The following is a 20065-nucleotide window of genomic DNA, read 5'->3' on the forward strand; positions in this document are numbered from 1 at the left end:
CGCGGCTCTCACCCGCGCGGCCTCGCCGCCGCCCCTCACGCGCATGCGCCTCGGCCAACGCCAGATCCCGCTCGCCGCCCTGCTCGTGGTCGCCGGAGGCGTCGCCGTCTGCGTCCCCGGCGTCCCCGCGGCGGCGGCGCTGGCCGGCGGGATCGCCATCGCCCTCACCGTCGGGAACCCGCTCGCCGCCAGGACGCGCCCGCTCGCGAAGGAGCTCCTCCCCGCCTCGGTGGTCGCGCTCGGCGGCGGGATGGACCTGGCCGCGGTGGCGCGCGTCGGCGCCCACGGGATCGGGTACACGGTGGTGTCGATCGGCGCCTGCGCTGCGCTGGGGTGGGGGCTCTCGCGGGCGCTGGCCGTCGAGCGCCGCACCGGGCTGCTCGTCACGGTCGGCACCGCCATCTGCGGCGGGAGCGCCATCGCCGCGGCGGCGCCGGTGCTCGGGGCGGACGACCGCGAGCTCTCGGTCTCGCTGGCGACGGTGTTCGTGCTGAACGCGGTGGCGCTGGTCGTGTTTCCGCCGCTCGGCCACGCCGCGCACCTGTCGCAGCCGGCCTTCGGGCTGTGGTCGGCGCTCGCCATCCACGACACGAGCTCGGTGGTGGGGGCGGGGATGCAGTACGGCCCGGTGGCGCTCGCCGTGGCCACCACCGTCAAGCTCGCCCGCGCGCTGTGGATCGTGCCGGTCACGCTGCTGCTCGGGGTGCTCGAGCGGCGGCGCGCGACGGCGGCCGGCCCGGCGGGCACCGCGGGCGCGCGCAGCCGCCCGCCCTGGTTCATCCTCGGCTTCGTCCTCGCCGCCGCGCTCGCGACCTACGCCCCCGGGCTGCGCCCGGCCGGGAAGCTCCTCGCGGCGGTGGGCGGCCGCGCGCTCGTCCTGACGCTGTTCCTGATCGGCCTGGGCCTCTCCCGCGCCAGCCTGCGCGCGGTGGGGGCGCGGCCGCTGCTGCTCGGGGCCGCGCTGTGGCTCGCCATGGGGACCGGGACGCTCGCCGCGGTCTACCTCGGCTGGGCGGCGCTGTAGCTCGCCCCATCCGGCATCACGGACAGACGTCCGTTGTCCGCTTGACAGGACGCGCGTCCGCGATACAAGATGCAGCGCATGCTGGCCGCCACGGCGCGACGCGCCCAAGCCCGAACCGCTCACGCGCCCGCCGCCGGGTGCGCCTGTCCCGAGCCGGCGCCTCCCGCGCGAATGCGCGGCTGACGCCGGCGCTCCACCCCTCCCGCCCCTCCCACCGCTTCGCCTCACGCGCCGGCCCGACCAGGGCTGCGGAGCCGTGCGCGCTCGAACCTCGGCCCCCGCGAGCAGACCATGTCGAACCTCCCGCAGAACGCGCTCCCCTGGCACCGGCGCGAGGACACCTGGGCCATCTTCATCGCGCTCGGGCTCGTGCTGGCGGTGAGCGGCGCCTTCTTCCTCGGCGCCTCGCGCGCGGTCGGCGCGGCCGCGCTCGCCATCCCGACCTGGTCAGGCAGCCTCGGCGCCGTGACCGCCGCCCTGCGCGCCCAGCCGGCCGGGCCGCTCGCCCTGCTCCTCGTCTTCCTCGTCGCCTTCTCGGCCGCCTCGGCGGTCATCGGCTGGGACGTCGTCAAGTACGCCGCCGGCTTCGCGCTGCTCTTCGCGGTCTCGCTGGTGGTGGCGGTCCTGGGCTCGAACCAGACGCTCAAGGACTGGCAGCTCGAGACGCCGCTCCTGGCGCTCCTGGTCGGCATGGCGCTCGGGAACGCGGTGGCGCTCCCGGCGTGGTTCCAGTCGGCGCTCCGCACCGAGTTCTACGTCAAGGTCGGCATCGTCCTCATGGGCGCGACGCTCCCCTTCACCATCATCCTGCAGGCGGGCCCCCTCGCCGTCGCGCAGGCGACCGTGGTCGCGGTGACGACCTTCACCGCCATCTACCTCGCCGCCACCCGCCTGTTCGGCCTCGATCCGCGCTTCGGCGCCACCCTCGGCGCGGGCGGCTCGATCTGCGGCGTCTCCGCGGCCATCGCCATCGGCGGCGCCTGCCGCGCCGAGAAGAGCCACGTGTCGGTCGCGATCTCGATGGTGATCCTGTGGGCGGTGGCCATGATCTTCGCGCTGCCGGTCGCGGCGCGGCACCTCGGGCTCGCGGCGGGCCCGGCCGGCGCCTGGATCGGCACCTCCGAGTTCGCCGACGCGGCCGGCTTCGCCGCCGCCGCCGCCCTGGGCGACGAGCGCGCGGTGAAGACCTTCACGCTCATGAAGGTGGTGGGGCGCGACATGTTCGTCGGCCTCTGGGCGCTGGTGGTGGCGTTCCTGTCGGTCACGGTCTGGGAGCGGAAGCGCGCCGCGGACGCGGAGCGCGTGGGGCTGGGCGAGGTGTGGCGGCGCTTCCCCAAGTTCATCCTGGGCTTCTTCGTGGCGTCGCTCGTCGTGACGGTGATCCTGGCCTCGCTCGACGGGCGGATCGGGACCCGCTTCTCCAAGGAGGCCGTGGGCCCGCTCAAGACGCTGCGCGGCTGGGCGTTCACCTGGACCTTCCTCTCCATCGGCTTCACCACCCGCTTCCGCGAGCTGACGCGCTTCGGCTGGAAGCCGTTCGCCGCCTTCGCGCTGGGCGTCGCCGTCAACGTCCCGCTCGGCTACTGGCTCTCCACGCGGGTCTTCGCGAGCTACTGGCTCGCGGTGAAGTAGGGGCGCGCCATGGTCGATCTCCTGACGCTGGTCACCCCCGAGCGCGGCCTCGCCCGCTGCCGGGCCCGCGAGCTCGGCGCGGCGCTCGCCGGGCTCGGCTTCGAGCGCCGGCCGGCGCCCGCCGGCGAGGCCTTCGCCTCGACCGAGGTGGAGGCGGGGGCGGTGAAGCGGCACCTGCTCGCGGCCGGGTTCCGCGACCGGGAGTTCCGGGTGGTCCTCGAGTACGTGCGGCAGTGGGGGGTCCTGTGAGCGCGCCGCTCCTGCCGCTCTTCGTGAAGCTCGCGGGGCGCCCGGTGGTGGTGGTGGGCGGCGGCGCGATGGCCGCGCTGCGCGTGCGGCAGCTCGCCGAGGTGGGCGCGCGCGTGACGGTGGTGGCGCCCGAGGTGCGCGAGGAGGTGGCCCGCGCCGCCGGCGCGGTGGTCCGCCGCGGCTTCCTCCCCGAGGACCTCGACGGCGCGTGGCTCGCGGTCGCGGCCGCCACCCCGGAGGTGAACCGGGCGGTGGCGGCGGCCGCCGAGGCGCGGCGGCTGCTCGTCAACGCGGTGGACGACCCGGAGCACGCCAGCGCCTACACGGCGGGGGTGGTGCGGCGGGGCGAGGCGACCGTCGCCATCTCGACCGGCGGCCGCGCACCGGCGCTGGCGGGGCTCCTGCGCGAGGCGATCGACGCCGTGCTCCCCCGCGAGCTGGGGCGCTGGGTCGAGCTCGGCGAGGCGGAGCGCGGCGCCTGGAAGCGCGGGAAGGTCCCGCTCGCCACCCGCCGGCCCATGCTGCTCCGCAAGCTGAACGCCCTCTACGACGGCGCCGAGCCGGCGCCCGCCCGCGCGCCGGGGGGCTTCGTCTCGCTGGTGGGGGCGGGGCCCGGCGATCCCGGGCTCCTCACCCGGCGCGCGGCGGAGCGCCTGGCGGCGGCGGACCTCGTGCTCTACGACGCGCTCGTCGACGCGGAGCTGCTCCGGCTGGCGCCGCGCGCCCACTGCTTCCACGTCGGGAAGCGGGCCGGCCGCCCCAGCGTCTCGCAGCGGGCCATCGAGCGGCTCCTGATCCGCGGCGCGCGGCGCGGGCAGCGGGTGGTGCGGCTCAAGTGCGGCGACCCGTTCGTCTTCGGCCGCGGCGGCGAGGAGGCGCTGGCGCTCGCCCAGGCCGGCGTGCCGTTCGAGGTGGTGCCGGGCCTCTCCTCGGCCCTCGCCGCCCCGGCGCTGGCCGGCATCCCGGTCACCCACCGCGGCGTCGCCGCCGGGTTCGCGGTCGTCTCCGGGCACGCCGAGGCGACCTACGGGCCGCTCGTCGACGCCCTCCCGCCGACCGGCGTGACGCTGGTCGTGCTCATGGGCGTGGCCGCCCGCGCCGCGCTGGCCGACCGGCTGCGCGCGCGCGGGTGGAGCGCGAGCACGCCCGCCGCGCTCCTCCTCGGCGCCTCCAGCGCCGAGGGCTTCACCTGGACCGGGCCGCTCTCCGCGCTGGGCGAGGCGCCCATCCCGCCGGAGCGCGCCCACCTCCCCGGGACGCTGGTGGTGGGCGCGGTCGCCGCGCTCGCCTCGGCGGCCCACGCCGATCACCCCGCCGCCAGCGCGCGGCTCGCCTGATGGAGCAGCCCGTGTCCGAGACCACGACCACGACCCGCAAGCCGACCGCGACCGCGCCGGCGAACACGACCTCGACCGCGACCTCGACGGCGGCCACGACGGCGACCACGACGGCGACCACGGCCTCGACGGCGGCCGCGACCGCGACCGCGACCGCGACCACGACCACGACCTCGTCCACGGCGGGGCGGGAGCGGGCGGGGTTCGCCGAGGCGGCGGACGTCGACGCCTTCCTCGCCGAGCTCAGGCGCTTCGAGCGCGGCGAGATCGACGCCGAGCAGTGGCGCGCCTACCGGACGCTGCGCGGCGTCTACGGGCAGCGGCAGGAGGGGCACATGGTGCGGGTGAAGGTGCCGCAGGGCGTGCTCTCGGCCGAGCAGCTGCGCGCCATCGCCGCCGTCGCCCGGCCCTACGCGCGGGGCTTCGGCCACATCACCACCCGCCAGGACGTGCAGCTGCACTTCGTGGCGCAGGAGCACCTCGTGGCGGTGCTGGCGCGGCTCGGCGAGGCGGGGCTCACCACGCACGGCGCCTGCGGGAACGCGGTGAGGAACGTGGTCGCTTGCCCGCACGCCGGCGTGTCGCAGGACGAGCTGTTCGACGTGACGCCCTACGCCGAGGCGGTGACGCGCCACTTCCTGCGCCACCCCCTCGGCTCCTCGCTCCCGCGCAAGTTCAAGATCGCGTTCGAGGGGTGCGCCGAGGACCACGCGCGTACGGCCATCCAGGACATCGGATTCCGGGCGCGGCTGCGCAGCGAGGGCGCCCGGGCGGTCCGCGGCTTCGCGGTGACGGTGGCGGGGGGCACCTCCTCGGCCTGCACCTCGGGCAGCCCCCTCGTCGAGTTCCTGCCGGCGGCCGACGTGCTGGCGCTGGCGGAGGCCATCGTCCGCGTGTTCCACGCGCGCGGCGACCGCGAGCACCGCCAGCGGAACCGGCTCAAGTTCCTGGTCCGGCAGCTCGGGTTCGAGACGTTCCGGACGCTGCTCACCGAGGAGCTGGCCCGCGTGCGGGCCGAGGGCGCTCCCGCGCTGCCCTTCGACCCGGAGGCGGCTCCCGTGGAGCTCCCGCCCGCGCGCGCCCGCCCGGCGGCGCCCAGCCCCCCGGCCCTCGCGGCGCGGGTGGCGGCCGATCCCCCGCGCGGCCCCGGACTCCTCCCCGACACGGCCGCCGAGCTCGCGCCGCCCGCCGCCGCGCGCGAGCTGTTCCGCCGCACGAACGCGCAGCCCCAGCGGCAGCGGGGGTACTCGACCGTCACGCTCTCGCCGGCGCGCGGCGACCTCACCGCCGCGCAGCTCGAGGCGGTGGCCGACCTCGCGCTCGCCTACGGGGACGGCGCGGTGCGGCTCGCCAGCGGCGGCCACGTGCTCCTGCGCTGGGTGCCGGACGCCGAGATCGAGGCGCTGTACGAGGGCGCCGCCGCGGCCGGGCTCGGCCGCGCCGGGGCCGGCAGCGCCGGGGACGTGATCGCCTGCCCCGGCGCCGAGTCGTGCCGCCTGGCCGTGGCCGACACCCGCCTGCTGGCGCGCGACGTGGACGCGCACGTCCGCGGTGGGCTGGGGGCGCGCGCCCTCACGGAGCGGCTCCCGCTGCACGTCTCCGGGTGTCCCAACGGGTGCAGCCAGCACCACCTCGCCGCCATCGGTCTGCAGGGCAGCCTGCGCAAGCTGGCCGGGCGCGCGGTGCCGCAGTACTTCGTGCTGCTCGGCGGCGGGGTGGACGAGCGCGGTGCGCGCTTCGGCAAGCTCGCCGCCAAGATCCCGCGCCGGCGGGTGCCGGAGGCGGTGGAGCGCCTCACCGCCCTGTGGCTCGCCGCGCGCCGCCCGGGAGAGGAGGCCGGCGCCTTCTTCGCCCGGGAGCACGAGCGGGCCCGCGCCGCGCTGAGGGAGCTCGAGGAGCTGCGGGTGGAGGACGTCCGGGAGGAGGACTTCGCGCCCCTGGAGGACGGAGGGCCCGCCGAACCGTCCGGGCCGGCGACGACTGCGGCCTGAGGGACGCGGCGAAGGCCTGAGCGCCGGCGCGTGAGCAGAGGCCCCGCGGGGGCGCGCCGGTTACACTGTGACCGCCATGGTCACGAGCCACCGCCGTCCGCCGCAGCGCTTTCGGGCCGGGATCGCGCGCCTGCGCGGTGGCCCGGACATTGCTGAGGTGGGGTAGGTGGCGTCGACTCCCTTCAGCGGCTGGTCCGGCACCGCGCGGAAGCTCCTGCTCGGCTTCGGGGCGCTGGTCGTGACCTTCGGGCTCGCCTCGTGGCTGGCGCTCGCGGGCCTCGCGCGGATCCAGGCCGCCACCGCCCGGATGCTGGGCGAGGAGGAGAGCGTCCGGCTGGCCCTCGAGCTCGCCAGCGCGGTGCGGGATCAGTACGCGCACCAGGCGCACACCATCATCATCGGGGACGAGAGCCACCTCGGCTTCTACGAGCAGGCCGAGCAGCGCGTGCTGCGCCTCACCGAGCAGCTCCGGAAGCGGGCCGGCTCGGGAGGCGAGCGCGCCGCCGTGGAGGACATCGAGGCGGCCAGCGCCGAGCTGGACGTGATCTTCCGCCGGAGCATCGTGCCGGCCGTGGTGAAGGGGGACGTGCGCTTCGTGCGGGCCGAGCACGCCCGCGCCCAGCTCGTCGTGACGCGCATCCAGGACCGGGCCGAGGAGCTGGTGGCCGCCTTCGAGGCGCGCATCGCCGCCGCGCGCGCGGAGGTGGACGCGGTCGAGCGCCGCACCTACCGCTGGATCGTCGCGCTGCTCGTGGGGGCGCCGCTGCTCGCGGCGGCGGTGAGCCTCGCCATCGGACGCTCCATCGCGCGCCCGCTGGCGGCGCTGCAGGCGGGCACGGCGCGGCTGGCGGCGGGCGACCTCGAGGCGCACCTCGCGCTGGATCGCCGGGACGAGTTCGGCGCGCTGGCGCGCCAGTTCAACGCCATGACCGCCGCGCTCAAGGAGCACCAGGCGCGGCTCGTCCAGAGCGAGAAGCTGGCCGGGGTGGGGCGGCTCGCCGCCGGCGTGGCGCACGAGATCAACAACCCGCTCGGCGTCATCCTCGGCTACACGCGGCTCATGAAGAAGCGGGCCGACGGCGCGCTGCGCGAGGACCTCGGCGTCATCGAGGAGGAGACGCTCCGCGCGAAGGAGATCGTGGAGGGGCTGCTCGACCTGTCGCGGCCGGTGCAGGTCGGGCGCGAGGCGGTCGACCTCCGCGCCGCCGCCGAGGAGGTGGTGGCGCGCCTGCGCGAGGCGGCGGTGCTCGACGGCGTCGAGGTGATGGTCGCCGGGGACGCGATCGTGGAGGGGCACCCCTCGAAGCTCCGCCAGGTGCTCACGAACCTGGTCCGCAACGCCGCCGAGGCGGCCGGGCCGGGCGGCGCGGTCGCGGTGTCGCTCGGGGAGGAGGCCGGCGAGGCGCGGGTGGCGGTGCGGGACAGCGGGCCCGGGCTCGGGCCGGCGGCGCAGGCGCGGCTCTTCGAGCCGTTCTTCACCACCAAGGAGCGCGGGACGGGCCTCGGCCTCGCCATCTCGCGCGCCATCGCGCGCGCGCACGGCGGCGAGATCGAGGCGGCCGACGCGCCGGGCGGCGGGGCGATCTTCCAGCTCCGCCTGCCGCGCCGCCCGGAAGGAGTCATCGCGTGAGCAGGGTCAAGGTGCTGGTGGTGGACGACAAGGAGAACATGCTCAAGCTGTTCGGCAAGATCCTCGCCGAAGGCTACGAGCTCACCACCGCCCAGGACGGCGCCCGCGCGCTGTCGCTCGTCGCCGGCGAGGCGTTCGACGTGGTCGTGACGGACCTCCGCATGCCGGGCGCCGGTGGGTTCGAGGTGCTGCAGGCGGTGAAGGCGCGCCACCCCTCGACCGAGGTGGTGATGATGACCGGCTACGCGACCGTCGCCGACGCGGTCCAGGCGATGAAGCAGGGCGCCTACGACTACCTCGAGAAGCCGTTCGACCCCGACGCGGCGGCGCTGGTGGTGCAGCGCGCCGCGGAGCGGAAGCGGCTGCGCGACGAGGCGGCGAGCCTCCGGCGCGAGCTCGAGGGCACCTACAGCTTCCACAACCTCATCGGCAAGAGCCCGCGCATGCTGGAGGCCTACCGGCTCCTCGAGCAGGCGGCGGGGCTCGACATCACGGTGCTGCTCCTCGGCGAGACCGGGACGGGCAAGGAGCTCGCCGCCCGCGCCGTCCACTACCACTCGGCGCGGAAGGAGCGGCGGTTCGTGCCGGTGAACTGCGGGGCGCTGCCGCCGGACCTGGTCGAGAGCGAGCTGTTCGGGCACGCCCGCGGCGCCTTCACCGGCGCCGCCGGCGCGAAGCCCGGGCTGTTCGAGGAGGCGCAGGGCGGGACGATCTTCCTCGACGAGGTGGGCGAGCTGCCGCTGCCGACCCAGGTGAAGCTCAACCGCGCGCTGCAGGAGAAGGAGATCCGGCGCGTGGGCGACACGGCGGCGGTGAAGGTCGACGTCCGCGTCATCGCCGCCACCCACCGCGACCTCAAGGCCGAGGCGGCGGCCGGGCGCTTCCGCGAGGACCTCTACTACCGCCTCAACGTCTTCCCGATCCGGCTCCCGCCGCTGCGCGAGCGCGTGGAGGACGTGCCGCTCCTCGCGGCGCACTTCCTGGAGAAGCACGCCCGCGCCTTTCGGCGGGACGTGGCGGAGTTCGCGCCGGACGCGCTGCGCGCGCTCACGGCCTACGCCTGGCCCGGCAACGTGCGCGAGCTCGAGAACGCGGTCGAGCGGGCGGTGGCGGTGGCGAAGGGGAGGGTGGTCGGCGCCGAGGACCTGCCTCCCGATCTGGCGGCGGCGCCCGCCGCCGGGGCCGGCGAGGCGCTGCCGGACCTGCCGCTGCGCGACGTGGTCGAGCTGGCGCGCGACCGCGTCACCCGGGACTACCTGGTCGCGCTGCTGCGGGAGCTGAAGGGCAACGTCACCAAGGCGGCCGCGCGCGCCGGCATGGAGCGCGAGAGCCTGCACCGGCTGCTGAAGAAGCACGGGCTCAGGAGCGACGACTACCGGGAGGGGTGAGCGGCCTCGTCCACCCCGCCGGGAGGCGCATCGAGCCGCAGCGCGGTCGACGCCGGGAGCTTGTCGAGCCGCTCGATCTGCACGAGCGGACGCGAGAAGTCGACGGCCAGCACGGCCTCCACCTTGTCGCCGGGCGCGAGCCCCGCGGTCGAGGCCGCGGGGCCCAGATCGAGCGCCATCACCATCGAGGGCATGCCGACCACCGCGCCGGTCGCGTCGGCGAACCCGGGGATGGCCTCGTGGCGCAGCGTGAGCTGCGCCGGCTTCGCCTGCGGGCGGGGCAGGGCGACCACCTCGCCGCGCACCGTGTAGCGGCGGGCCGCGGCCCCCGCGGCCGGCGCCGACCCGCCGCGACAGGCGGCCGCGAGCGCCAGCGCCGCGAGCGCCGCGGCGAGCAGGGCCGCGCGGGCGCGGAGCGGCTGGCGGGGGAGGGGCATCGTCGCGCGGGCTCCGGAGCGCGGAGGTGGTCCGCGGAGAGAGGCATCCTCCTCGGGCGCGGCGCGCGCCGCAAGCGCGCGGAAGGGGGCGGCGAGCCGCCGCGGCGCGCGCGGGCGCCCTGGCCCCTCGGCACGGCTCCAGAGCGGGGTCCCGGCCGGCCGCTGCCCGCGGGGAGCGGGCCCGCGCCGGGTCCGCCGGACCCAACCGCGCCTCAGACTTTTTGGATCTCGGCTGCCCAAGTTTTGTACAGTGCCGCCGCGCGCCCGCGCGCCGACCTCCAGGGGCCCCCATGACCGACCTCGCCAAGCGCAACCTCGTCGCGCAATGGGCGTTCGACACCCGACCCGTCCTGCTCCGCTTCCACCTCTGGCTGGAGGACGTCGAGATCGAGCGCGCCCAGCCCGAGCCGGTGTCCTCGCGCTCCTTCACGCCGCGCGGCATCCACCGCTGCCTCGCCATGACCTCCGCCGTGACGGCGCTCGGGACGCGCCTCTTCGGCGGCTTCGGCGAGGGCGCAGGCAAGGACAAGGCCGCCTACAACCAGGTGAAGAAGTCGGCCGACGCCATCAGCGCCTACGTCATGAGCGAGGGGCTGTGGCACCTCACCCGGACGCTCCCCGAGAACCACGCCATCATGGTCTCGCTCGGCGAGGGGCTCATGCCGAAGGCGGGCGAGACCCCGGAGATGGGCGCGAACCCGCTCCTCGGCTTCGGCCGCGTGTACGCCCGGCCCGAGGTGGCGCGCCTCGTCGATCGCCGCGTCCGGCGCCTCCTCAACGAGCCCGGCCACACCTTCGAGAAGTTCTACGGCTGGCTCCAGGAGCGCGGCATCACGCTCTGGGGCGCGGCGGTGGACACGCTCGAGAACACCTCGCGCTTCGCCGAGGGCAAGCCCACCGGCCCGATGGCCGTGTTCCACCTCTTCGACTCGCCGCTCACCGTCGCGAAGCCCTACGAGTCGTACATGGGCTGCCTCACCGTCCCGCGCCGCGTCACGCAGGCGGCCGAGGAGGCGGCGGTGCTGCTCGATTACCGCACCGAGCGCCGCAAGGTGCTCGAGTGCGTCGAGAAGGCCTACCCGGGCGTGCGGCGCGAGCACGTGCACGTCTGGACGCTGCGCGGCAAGAGCCGCGTCGCGCGCCTCGGCAAGCTCTGGGAGGAGTGGAAGGGGCTCGGCGTGCACCTCGTCGAGGACGGCTGGAAGGCGCCCTCGGGGATCGAGGTCTTCACCGACTCCGGCACCTACGCGCCGACCTTCCTGGTGGGGAGCTGGAAGGACGCGGCGGGCGCCACGCACGTCTTCCTCTGCGACGGCTACGCCGCGACCGCCGAGGCGATGCAGGCCGCCAGCCTCTCCGAGGTGCTCGACGTCGACGCCTCGATGGCGCTCTTCTCGCCCACCTTCGACCAGCCGTGCGACGTCGAGGCGCGCCTGATGCACCTCGACCCGGCGGCGCCCGACTTCGCGCGGCGGGTGCAGGAGCTGCTCGGCGGGCGCGAGGTCGAGGCGGGGCGGGTGCAGGGCTACGCCGAGGCCATCGCCGACGCCCGCGCCTCGCACATGCCGGTGGGCCGCCGCGTGCTGCGCGCCGACGACTTCCTGCCGGAGAAGGCCTGGCGCACGCTCGCCTGCACCGGGTACATGTGCGACGACCCGTACAGCGGCGCGCCCGGCGTGACGAAGGTGTCCGACGGCGTCTACAAGGTCGCGACCCAGCTCGCCACGCAGCAGGTGAAGAGCCGGATCACGTTCACCTTCCGGCTCATGGAGTCGCTCGAGCAGGCGCGCCACGTGTTCAGCCCGCTCCTCGTCCGCTTCCTCTCCGGCGTGGACCACACCCGCCGCGCGGTGAAGATCTCCGACTCGGGCCGGATCCGGAACGAGCTGCAGACCATGCTCTCCCAGGCGCTGGAGCACGAGGGCGAGAAGGTGCGCGTCCACTTCGACCGCATCGACGAGAAGGTGATGCCGCGCGAGAAGCAGCTCGCCATCCGCCGCGTGCTCGAGTGGTACAAGGAGAACCACCCGGTGTGGTTCGGGTGGCTCGAGCTGGAGTGAGCGCGGCGGCGGGGGACGAGCCCCCGCCCTACGGTGAGCGACGGCCGCAGCGGGCGGGGGACGGGCCCCGCCCCGCGGGCCCGGCCGACGCGGCTACGCCAGGGTCTTGGCGTCGATCGAGAAGCGGTAGCGGACGTCGCCCTTCATCATCCGCTCGTACGCCTCGTTGATCTGCTGGATCGGGATCACCTCGACGTCCGCGACCAGGCGGTGCTGGGCGCAGAAGTCGAGCATCTCCTGCGTCTCGGCGATGCCGCCGATGAGCGAGCCGGAGATGCTCTTGCGGCCGCCGATGAGCGAGAAGGCGTGCACCGGCGCGGGCTGCGGCGGGACGCCGAGCAGCACCATCGTCCCGTCCACCTTCACCATCCCCAGGTAGGCGTTGTAGTCGTGCGGCGCCGAGATGGTGTCGATGATGAGGTCGAAGCGGTTGCCGAGCTTCTTGAAGGTGGCCTGGTCGGAGGTGAGCCCGAACTCGTGGGCGCCGAGCCGCCGCGCGTCCGCCTCCTTCCGCTTCGAGGTGGAGAGCATCGTCACCTCCGCCCCCATCGCCGCGGCGAGCTTCACCGCCATGTGGCCCAGGCCGCCGAGTCCCACCACGCCCACCCGGCTGCCCGGCTTGGTCTTCCAGTGGCGGAGCGGCGAGTAGGTGGTGATGCCGGCGCAGAGGAGCGGCGCCACGCCGGAGAGGTCCTGGCCCGGCTGGATCTTGAGCGCGAACCGCTCGTCGACCACCACCCGCTGTGAGTAGCCGCCGTAGGTGGGCGTCTTCCGGTCCATCTCGGTGCCGTTGTACGTCATGGCGGCGCCCCGCTCGCAGAACTGCTCGAGGTCGCGGCGGCACGGCTCGCAGGTGCGGCAGGAGTCCACCATGCAGCCGACCCCGGCCAGGTCGCCCTCCTTGAACTTCTCGACGCGCGCGCCGACTTTCGTCACCTTCCCGGCGATCTCGTGGCCCGGCACCATGGGGAAGATCGACCCGCCCCACTCGTCGCGCGCCTGGTGGATGTCCGAGTGGCAGACGCCGCAGTAGGCGATCTCGATGACGATGTCGTGCTCGCGCGGCTCGCGCCGCTCGATCTCGAACGGGCCGAGGGGCGAGCGGGGGGAGGTGGTGGCGTAGGCCTTGGTCTTCGACATGGGTGTGCGGCTCCTGGTCTGGCGTTGGCGCCTGGGTTTAGGCGCGCCGACGCCGCTCCGCAACGCGGTAGACTGCCGCCGCCGCGGCGGGCGGAACCGGCGCGGTGCGAGGAGATCATCATGAGGGCGATCTGGATCACGCGGGTGGGCGGCCCCGAGGTGCTGGAGGTCCGGGACGGCCCCGACCCCGCGCCGCGCGCGGGCGAGGTGCGGGTGCGCGTCCGCGCGGCCGGCCTCAACTTCGCGGACATCATGGCGCGGCTCGGGCTCTACCCGGACGCCCCCAAGCTCCCGGCGGTGGTGGGCTACGAGGCGGCCGGCGTGGTGGACGCGCTCGGCCCGGGCGTGACCGCGCCGGCGGTGGGGACGCGGGTGCTCGCCATGACCCGCTTCGGCGGCCAGGCGGAGCTGGTCTGCGTGCCGGCCGCGCAGGCGGTGCCCATGCCCGAGGGGATGAGCTTCGAGGAGGGCGCGGCGCTGCCCGTGAACTACCTCACCGCCTATCACGCGCTGTTCCGGGTGGCGGCCCTGAGGCCCCGCGAGAAGGTGCTCGTCCACATGGCGGCGGGGGGCGTGGGCCTCGCCGCGCTGCAGCTCTGCCGGACGGTGGAGGGGGTCGAGACCTTCGGCACCGCCTCGGCCGGGAAGCACGCGGCGCTCCGGCAGCAGGGGTGCGATCACCCCATCGACTACCGCAGCCAGGACTACGAGGCCGAGGTGCGCCGTCTCACCGGCGGGCGCGGGGTGGACATCGTGCTCGACCCGCTCGGCGGCAAGGACTGGAAGAAGGGCTACCGCCTGCTGCGCCCCGCCGGGCGGCTCGTCGCCTACGGGTTCGCGAACCTCGCGAGCGGCGAGAAGCGCGACTACCTGCGCCTCGCCCAGGAGATGGTGCAGCTCCCCGTCTACACGCCCATCGGGCTCATGAACGACAACCGCGCGGTGGCCGGCGTCAACATGGGCCACCTGTGGGGCGAGCTCGAGCTCCTGGCCGAGGAGATGACCGCGCTGGTCGGGTTGTACCAGCGCGGGGCCATCCGGCCGCACGTGGACGCGACCTTCCCCTTCGCCCGCGCGGCCGAGGCGCACCGCCACATCCAGTCGCGCCGGAACGTCGGCAAGGTCGTGCTGGTGCCGTGACCCGGCGGCCCCGGGGCGCTAGACGTCGGTGCCCTCGCCGCCGTCGAGCGCGTCGTGGACCCAGCTCATGGCCGCCAGCGCGCGGGGCCACCCGAGGGTGGTGATGGCGAGGAGCGCCACGTGCTCGGCGTCCTCGCGCGAGCACTCGGCGCCGAGCGCCTGGCGCAGCGCCGAGTGGACCGCCCCCTCGGTGTTGACGCCGATGGCGATGCCCAGCTTCACCAGCCGCCGCTCGCGCTCGCTGAGCGGGCCGCCGTCGTGGACGCGCTTGCCGAGCTCCTCGAACGCCTTCGCGACGTCGGGGTGCTTCTTCTGGAAGCGGAGGAAGTGGGCGGGGAGCTTGGGGGCCATGGCGGACCTCGTGAGGGGGGTCCCCGGAGCGTAACGCCGGCGGGCCGGCGGCGCGCGCGCGCGTTATACGCCGCGGCATGGAGACGACGCGGCTGGGGAGGACGGGGCTCGAGGTGAGCCGGCTCTGCCTGGGGACGATGAACTTCGGCCCGGAGACGAGCGAGGCGGACGCGTTCCGGATCATGGACCGCGCCCTCGAGGCGGGCGTCCAGTTCTTCGACACCGCGAACGTGTACGGCCAGAAGATGACCGAGTGGGGCAAGCTCCCGAAGAGCGGCCTCACCGAGCAGATCGTGGGGCGCTGGCTCGCCCAGGGCGGGCGGCGCGAGCGGATCGTGCTCGCCACCAAGGTCTACGGGGCCATGTACGAGGGGCCGAACGGCCGCGGGCTGTCGGCGCTGCACGTCCGGCGCGCCTGCGAGGACAGCCTGCGGCGGCTCCGCACCGACCACCTCGACCTGTATCAGATGCACCACGTGGACCGCGCCGTGCCCTGGGAGGAGATCTGGCAGGCGATGGAGCTGCTCGTGCAGCAGGGGAAGGTGCTCTACGTGGGGTCGAGCAACTTCGCCGGCTGGAACATCGCCCAGGCGTGCGAGTCGGCGGCCCGGCGCGGGTTCCTCGGGCTCGTCTCCGAGCAGAGCCTCTACAACCTGTCGGCCCGCACCGTGGAGCTGGAGGTGCTCCCCGCCTGCCGCGCCTACGGGCTCGGGGTCCTGCCCTGGAGCCCCCTCGGCGGCGGGCTGCTCGGCGGCGCGCTCCAGCAGGCGACCGAGGGGCGGCGGTCGAGCGAGCGCATCGCGCAGCGCATCGCGGCGAACCGCGCGCGCCTCGAGCCGTGGGAGCAGCTCTGCCGCGAGCTCGGTCACGCCCCGGCCGACGTGGCGCTGGCGTGGCTCCTCCACCGGCCCGGGGTGACGGCGCCCATCGTCGGGCCGCGCACGATGCAGCAGCTCGAGGACGCGCTCCGCGCGGCCCGCCTGAAGCTCGACGCCGCCGTGCTGGAGCGGCTCGATCGCATCTGGCCCGGCCCCGGCGGCGAGGCGCCGGAGGCGTACGCGTGGTGAGCGTGCGCTGAGGCGCCGGCGAGCCACGCGACGGAGCCGCGATGTCGAACGACGCCCGGCCGAGCCCCGCCGACCCGCCGCCGCCGCCGCCCCCGCGCGCCGCGCCGGCCCCGGGCGAGCGGCCGGCCGCGGACCCCGCCCGGACCCGGCGGCGCCGGGTGCGCGTCGCGATCGCGGTCGCCGTCCTCGCCCTGGCGGCGCTCGGGTGGTGGCTCCACGCGCGGCGGTACGAGGACACCGACGACGCCCAGATCGACGGCAACATCAGCGCCGTGAGCCCGCGGGTGTCGGGCACCGTGCTGGCGGTGCACGTGGTCGACAACCAGGCCGTGAGGGCGGGCGACGTCCTCGTCGAGCTCGACACGACCGACCTCGAAGTCGCCCTGGCGCAGGCGCGGGCGGCGGTGGTCCAGGCCGAGGCGCAGGTCGCGGCGGAGACCCCGAGCGTCGACATCACCCAGGCGACGAACCTGGCGCAGGTCCAGGGGGCCGACGCCGACGTGGAGAACGCGCGCGCGGACGCCGAGGCGTCGCAGCGCGAGCTCGAGCAGGCGCAGGCGAACGACCGCCTGGCGCAGCTGCAGCTCGAGCGCGCGAAGCGGCTCGTCGCCGGCGCGAGCATGGCGCCGGCCGAGTACGACCAGCGCCTGGCGCAGGCGGAGGTGGCGCGGGCGGCGGTGGCGGCGGCGCGGCAGCGGGTGGAGGGGCGGCGGACCCGCCTCGCCGCCGCGCTCTCGCGGCAGCGCGAGGCGCACCAGAACGCGCCGCGGCAGCTGGTGACGCGGGAGGCGCAGGTGGCGGTGCGCCGCGCGAACCTCGACCTGGCGCGGGCCCAGCTCAAGCAGGCGCAGCTCAACCTCTCCTACGCCCGGGTGACCGCGCCCGCCGACGGCATCGTCGGCAAGAAGTCGGTCAACGTGGGCGACCGGGTGCAGCCCGGGCAGCAGCTGCTCGCGCTCACCCAGACCGGCGAGCTGTGGGTGACCGCCAACTTCCGCGAGACGCAGATCGAGCTCATGCGCGTCGGGCAGCGGGCGGAGGTCCACGTGGACGCGATCTCCCGCGACTACGGCGGCGTGGTCGAGAGCTTCGCCGGCGCGACCGGCTCGCGCTACAGCCTGCTGCCTCCGGAGAACGCGAGCGGCAACTACGTGAAGGTGGTGCAGCGGATCCCGGTCCGGATCCGGCTCGACCCGGGGCAGCCCGGGATGGAGCGGCTCCGGCCCGGCATGTCGGTGGGGCCGTCGGTGAAGGTGCGGTGAGCGGGGCGAGGGCGCGGGCGGACCATGGCGGCGGGCGGCGGCGCGGAGCAAGGGCACGGCTTCACCGGCGGGCACAACCCGTGGGTGGTCGCGCTCACCGTCACCCTGGCGACGTTCATGGAGGTGCTCGACACCGCCATCGCGAACGTCTCCTTGCCCCACATCGCGGGCAGCCTCTCGGTCAGCCAGGACGAGAGCACCTGGGTCCTCACCTCCTACCTGGTCTCGAACGCGATCGTGCTGCCGGTGAGCGGCTGGTTCGCCACCCGCTTCGGCCGCAAGCGCTTCTACATGAGCTGCGTGGCGCTCTTCACGACCAGCTCCTTCCTGTGCGGGGTCGCGCCGAGCCTGGGGGCGCTCATCTTCTTCCGCGTGCTGCAGGGCGTCGGCGGCGGCGGGCTCGGCCCGAGCGAGCAGGCCATCCTGGCCGACACCTTCCCGCCCCGGCAGCGCGGGATGGCGTTCGCGGTCTACGGCATGGCGGTCGTACTCGCGCCCGCCATCGGGCCCACCCTGGGCGGCTACATCACCGACCACTTCAGCTGGCGCTGGGTCTTCTTCATCAACGTGCCGGTGGGCCTCTTCTCGCTGTGGGCCTCGAACCAGGTGGTGGTGGACCCGCCGCGGCTGGCGGCGCTGCGCCAGCGGGCCGGCCCCATCGACTACGTCGGCCTCGGGCTCATCGCGGTGGGGCTCGGCTCGCTCGAGTACGTCCTCGACAAGGGCCAGGAGGACGACTGGTTCGCCTCGCACGCCATCGTCGGGTTCTCCCTGGCGGCCGCGGTGTGCCTGGTCGCGTTCGTCTGGTGGGAGTGGCGCCAGGAGCACCCGGTGGTCGACGTCCGGCTCTTCGCGCAGCGCAGCTTCGCGGCCTCCAACGTCATGATGCTGGTGCTCGGCATGACCCTCTACGGCAGCACCGTGCTCCTGCCCCAGTACCTGCAGGTCTGGATGGGCTACTCGGCCCAGCAGGCGGGGGAGGTGCTGTCGCCGGGCGGGGTGGCGGTCATCCTGCTCCTGCCGCTCGTCGGGCGGCTCGTCTCGCGCTACGACCCGCGGCTCCTCATCGCCTTCGGGTTCACGGTGCTGTCCCTCGCCACCTTCCACATGGCGCACACCCTCTACCCCGGCATCGACTTCCGCACCGCGCTCCAGCTGCGCGTCTACCAGTCGTGCGGGCTCGCCTTCCTCTTCGTGCCCATCAACACCCTCGTCTACGCCGGCGTCCACCCGTCGAAGAACAACGCGGTGTCCGGCATCGTGAACCTGTCCCGGAACATGGGCGGCGACATCGGGATCGCGCTCGTCACCACCCTCATCGCGCGGCGCTCGCAGGTGCACCAGGCGAACCTGGTGGCGCACCTCGACCCCGGCCGCGGCGAGGTGCGCGCGCGCCTGGAGGCGATGGCGCAGGCCCTCACCCGCGCCGGCAGCTCCAGCGCCGACGCGGCGCGCCAGGCGTACGGCGCCCTCTCCCGGCTGCTCGCGCAGCAGGCGCAGACGCTGGCGTACCTGGACGTCCTGTGGCTGCTCGGCTGGTTCGCGCTGGCCATGATCCCGCTCGTCTTCCTGGCGCGCCGCCCGGCCCCCGGCGCGGCGCCCGCGGGCCACTGAGCCTCCGCGCGAGCGGGGGAATGCACGGCAGGCGGCGGTGGGTTATCCTGCGCGGCCTCGCGCGGACTCCGCGCGCGCTCCCACCATGACCCCACAGCACGAGATCCGCCGCCGCCGGACGTTCGCCATCATCTCCCACCCGGACGCGGGCAAGACCACCCTCACCGAGAAGCTCCTCCTCTACGGCGGCGTCATCCAGCTGGCCGGGGCGGTGAAGGCGAAGCGCGGCCGCGCCAGCGCCGTCTCGGACTGGATGGAGATGGAGCGCGAGCGCGGCATCTCCATCACCACCAGCGTGCTCGCGTTCCCCTACCGCGGGCTGCAGATGAACCTGCTCGACACGCCCGGCCACGCCGACTTCAGCGAGGACACCTACCGCACGCTGCACGCGGTGGACGGCGCGGTGATGCTGCTCGATTGCGCCAAGGGCGTCGAGGCGCAGACGAAGAAGCTCTTCCGCGTCTGCCGGCAGCGCGCCATCCCCATCTTCACCTTCGTGAACAAGATGGACCGCGGCGGGCGCGACCCGTTCGACCTCATCGGCGAGGTGGAGAGCGTCCTCGGCATCGGGGTCTTCCCGGTGGCCTGGCCGGTCTTCCGGGGCGGCACCTTCCGCGGCGTCTACCACCGGCTCAAGCGGCGCGTGTACCTGTTCGACGCCGCCCACGCCGGCTCCTCCGCGACCTCGGGCGCCGAGCGGCCGCCGGTGGAGGTGACCGGCATCGACGACCCGCTGGTGCGCGAGGAGCTCGACGAGGCCGGCTTCGACCGGCTCCGGCACGACGCCGAGCTGCTCGAGGCCGCCGGCGACGGCTTCGACGAGGAGCGCTACCTGGCGGGCGAGCTGTCGCCCATGTTCTTCGGGAGCGCCATCAACAACTTCGGGCTGGAGGCGTTCCTCGAGACGTTCTGCGAGCTCATGCCGCCGCCGCGCGCCCGCCCGTCCGACCAGGGCCCCGTCGATCCCGCCGGCGCCGAGTTCAGCGGCTTCGTGTTCAAGATCCAGGCGAACATGGACCGGGCGCACCGCGACCGGGTCGCCTTCGTCCGCATCTGCTCGGGCCAGGTGACGCGCGGGATGAAGGTGCACCACGTCCGCAGCGGCCGCGACCTGCGGCTCATGAGCCCGACGCAGTTCCTGGCCGGTGAGCGCAGCGTGGTGGAGGGCGGCTTCGCGGGCGACGTGGTGGGCATCCCGGACCCGGGCCTGTTCGAGATCGGGGACACGCTCACCGGCGGCTCCCGGTTCGCCTTCGAGCCCATCCCGAGCTTCGCGCCCGAGCACTTCTCCCGGCTCGTCATGCTCGACCCGCTGCGGCGCAAGCAGTTCGCGCGCGGCGTGGAGCAGCTGGCGCAGGAGGGCACGGTGCAGCTCTACCGCCCGCCGGCGGGGCGCGCGGGCGACCTGGTGCTCGGGGCGCTGGGGCAGCTCCAGTTCGAGGTGGTGCGCTACCGCCTGGAGAGCGAGTACGGCGTCGAGGTGCGGCTCGAGCCCACCGCCTACCAGCTCGCGCGCTGGGTGACGCGCGCCGACGGCGCGCCGCTCGAGCTCGACGACCTCTACGGAGCGGTGGAGGGCATGGTGGTGCTCGACATCCGCGACCGGGTGGTGGTGCTCTTCGACCGCGAGTGGGCGCTCCGGACCGCCGAGCGGCTCCACCCCGAGCTCGTCTTCGGCGAGACCGCGACCGGGGTGGTGGTGCGGGCGGCCTGAGCGGCCGCGGGGTCCGTGGGGCGGGGGCT

16 protein-coding genes are annotated in these 20065 nt (G+C 75.0%); 13 read left to right on the forward strand and 3 right to left on the reverse strand.

Annotation, left to right across the window (positions count from 1 at the left end; all coding sequences use genetic code 11):
• Positions 1-43: 43 nt before the first annotated feature.
• The 7 genes from HWY08_RS14215 (at position 44) to HWY08_RS14245 (ending at position 9251) form a co-directional block, all read left to right on the forward strand.
• A complete protein-coding gene (locus HWY08_RS14215; RefSeq protein ID WP_176066287.1) occupies positions 44-1024 on the forward strand; it encodes a YeiH family protein in 981 nt (326 codons plus the stop codon).
• 291 nt (positions 1025-1315) lie between these two features.
• On the forward strand, positions 1316-2656 hold the full coding sequence (locus HWY08_RS14220) for a YeiH family protein (protein ID WP_176066289.1): 1341 nt from the start codon (positions 1316-1318) through the stop codon (positions 2654-2656).
• A 9-nt stretch (positions 2657-2665) separates the two neighbouring features.
• The gene (locus HWY08_RS14225) at positions 2666-2905 is read left to right on the forward strand and encodes a hypothetical protein (protein WP_176066291.1); all 240 of its coding nucleotides are present in this window, start codon (positions 2666-2668) and stop codon (positions 2903-2905) included.
• Positions 2902-4242: a uroporphyrinogen-III C-methyltransferase gene (gene cobA / locus HWY08_RS14230; RefSeq protein WP_176066293.1), complete on the forward strand. Its 1341-nt coding sequence runs from the start codon at positions 2902-2904 to the stop codon at positions 4240-4242. The genes HWY08_RS14225 and cobA overlap by 4 nt, the downstream gene beginning before the upstream one ends.
• Positions 4243-4253: 11 nt before the next feature.
• Positions 4254-6233 (forward strand): nitrite/sulfite reductase, encoded by a 1980-nt coding sequence (locus tag HWY08_RS14235; protein ID WP_235969639.1) that lies wholly within the window; start codon positions 4254-4256, stop codon positions 6231-6233.
• A 166-nt stretch (positions 6234-6399) separates the two neighbouring features.
• Positions 6400-7863 (forward strand): sensor histidine kinase, encoded by a 1464-nt coding sequence (locus HWY08_RS14240; RefSeq protein WP_176066298.1) that lies wholly within the window; start codon positions 6400-6402, stop codon positions 7861-7863.
• Entirely contained in the window at positions 7860-9251 is a 1392-nt protein-coding gene (locus tag HWY08_RS14245; protein WP_176066300.1) for a sigma-54-dependent transcriptional regulator, read from the forward strand. Before HWY08_RS14240 ends, HWY08_RS14245 begins: the two co-directional genes overlap by 4 nt.
• Here HWY08_RS14245 and HWY08_RS14250 read toward each other — a convergent pair.
• A complete protein-coding gene (locus tag HWY08_RS14250; RefSeq protein ID WP_176066302.1) occupies positions 9236-9688 on the reverse strand; it encodes a copper-binding protein in 453 nt (150 codons plus the stop codon). The genes HWY08_RS14245 and HWY08_RS14250 overlap by 16 nt on opposite strands.
• 290 nt (positions 9689-9978) lie before the next feature.
• Between HWY08_RS14250 and HWY08_RS14255 the strand changes: the two genes are divergently transcribed.
• Positions 9979-11748, forward strand: a complete 1770-nt coding sequence (locus tag HWY08_RS14255) for a hypothetical protein (protein ID WP_176066304.1) — start codon at positions 9979-9981, stop codon at positions 11746-11748.
• Between the two features lie 93 nt (positions 11749-11841).
• On the opposite strand, the gene HWY08_RS14260 is transcribed toward HWY08_RS14255, so the two are convergent.
• Complete coding sequence (locus tag HWY08_RS14260) at positions 11842-12888, reverse strand: NAD(P)-dependent alcohol dehydrogenase (RefSeq protein ID WP_176066306.1); 1047 nt, start codon at positions 12886-12888, stop codon at positions 11842-11844.
• Positions 12889-13008: 120 nt separating this feature from the next.
• Here HWY08_RS14260 and HWY08_RS14265 point away from each other — a divergent pair, with 120 nt between their 5' ends.
• The gene (locus HWY08_RS14265; RefSeq protein WP_176066308.1) at positions 13009-14028 is read left to right on the forward strand and encodes a synaptic vesicle VAT-1 family membrane protein; all 1020 of its coding nucleotides are present in this window, start codon (positions 13009-13011) and stop codon (positions 14026-14028) included.
• Between the two features lie 18 nt (positions 14029-14046).
• Here HWY08_RS14265 and HWY08_RS14270 read toward each other — a convergent pair whose 3' ends face one another.
• On the reverse strand, positions 14047-14379 hold the full coding sequence (locus tag HWY08_RS14270) for a carboxymuconolactone decarboxylase family protein (protein WP_176066310.1): 333 nt from the start codon (positions 14377-14379) through the stop codon (positions 14047-14049).
• A gap of 77 nt (positions 14380-14456) precedes the next feature.
• On the opposite strand from HWY08_RS14270, the gene HWY08_RS14275 reads away from it, so the two are divergent.
• The 4 genes from HWY08_RS14275 to HWY08_RS14290 all read left to right on the forward strand — a co-directional run bounded on the left by HWY08_RS14275 (position 14457) and on the right by HWY08_RS14290 (position 20036).
• Entirely contained in the window at positions 14457-15446 is a 990-nt protein-coding gene (locus HWY08_RS14275; protein ID WP_176066312.1) for an aldo/keto reductase, read from the forward strand.
• A gap of 41 nt (positions 15447-15487) precedes the next feature.
• Entirely contained in the window at positions 15488-16708 is a 1221-nt protein-coding gene (locus HWY08_RS14280) for an HlyD family secretion protein (RefSeq protein ID WP_176066314.1), read from the forward strand.
• 24 nt (positions 16709-16732) lie between these two features.
• The gene (locus HWY08_RS14285; RefSeq protein ID WP_176066316.1) at positions 16733-18322 is read left to right on the forward strand and encodes a DHA2 family efflux MFS transporter permease subunit; all 1590 of its coding nucleotides are present in this window, start codon (positions 16733-16735) and stop codon (positions 18320-18322) included.
• 85 nt (positions 18323-18407) lie between these two features.
• A complete protein-coding gene (locus HWY08_RS14290) occupies positions 18408-20036 on the forward strand; it encodes a peptide chain release factor 3 (RefSeq protein WP_176066318.1) in 1629 nt (542 codons plus the stop codon).
• The last annotated feature ends 29 nt before the right edge of the window (positions 20037-20065 follow it).

The sequence above is a fragment of the Anaeromyxobacter diazotrophicus genome, from assembly GCF_013340205.1.
GTDB classification, from domain to species: Bacteria; Myxococcota; Myxococcia; order Myxococcales; family Anaeromyxobacteraceae; genus Anaeromyxobacter_A; species Anaeromyxobacter_A diazotrophicus.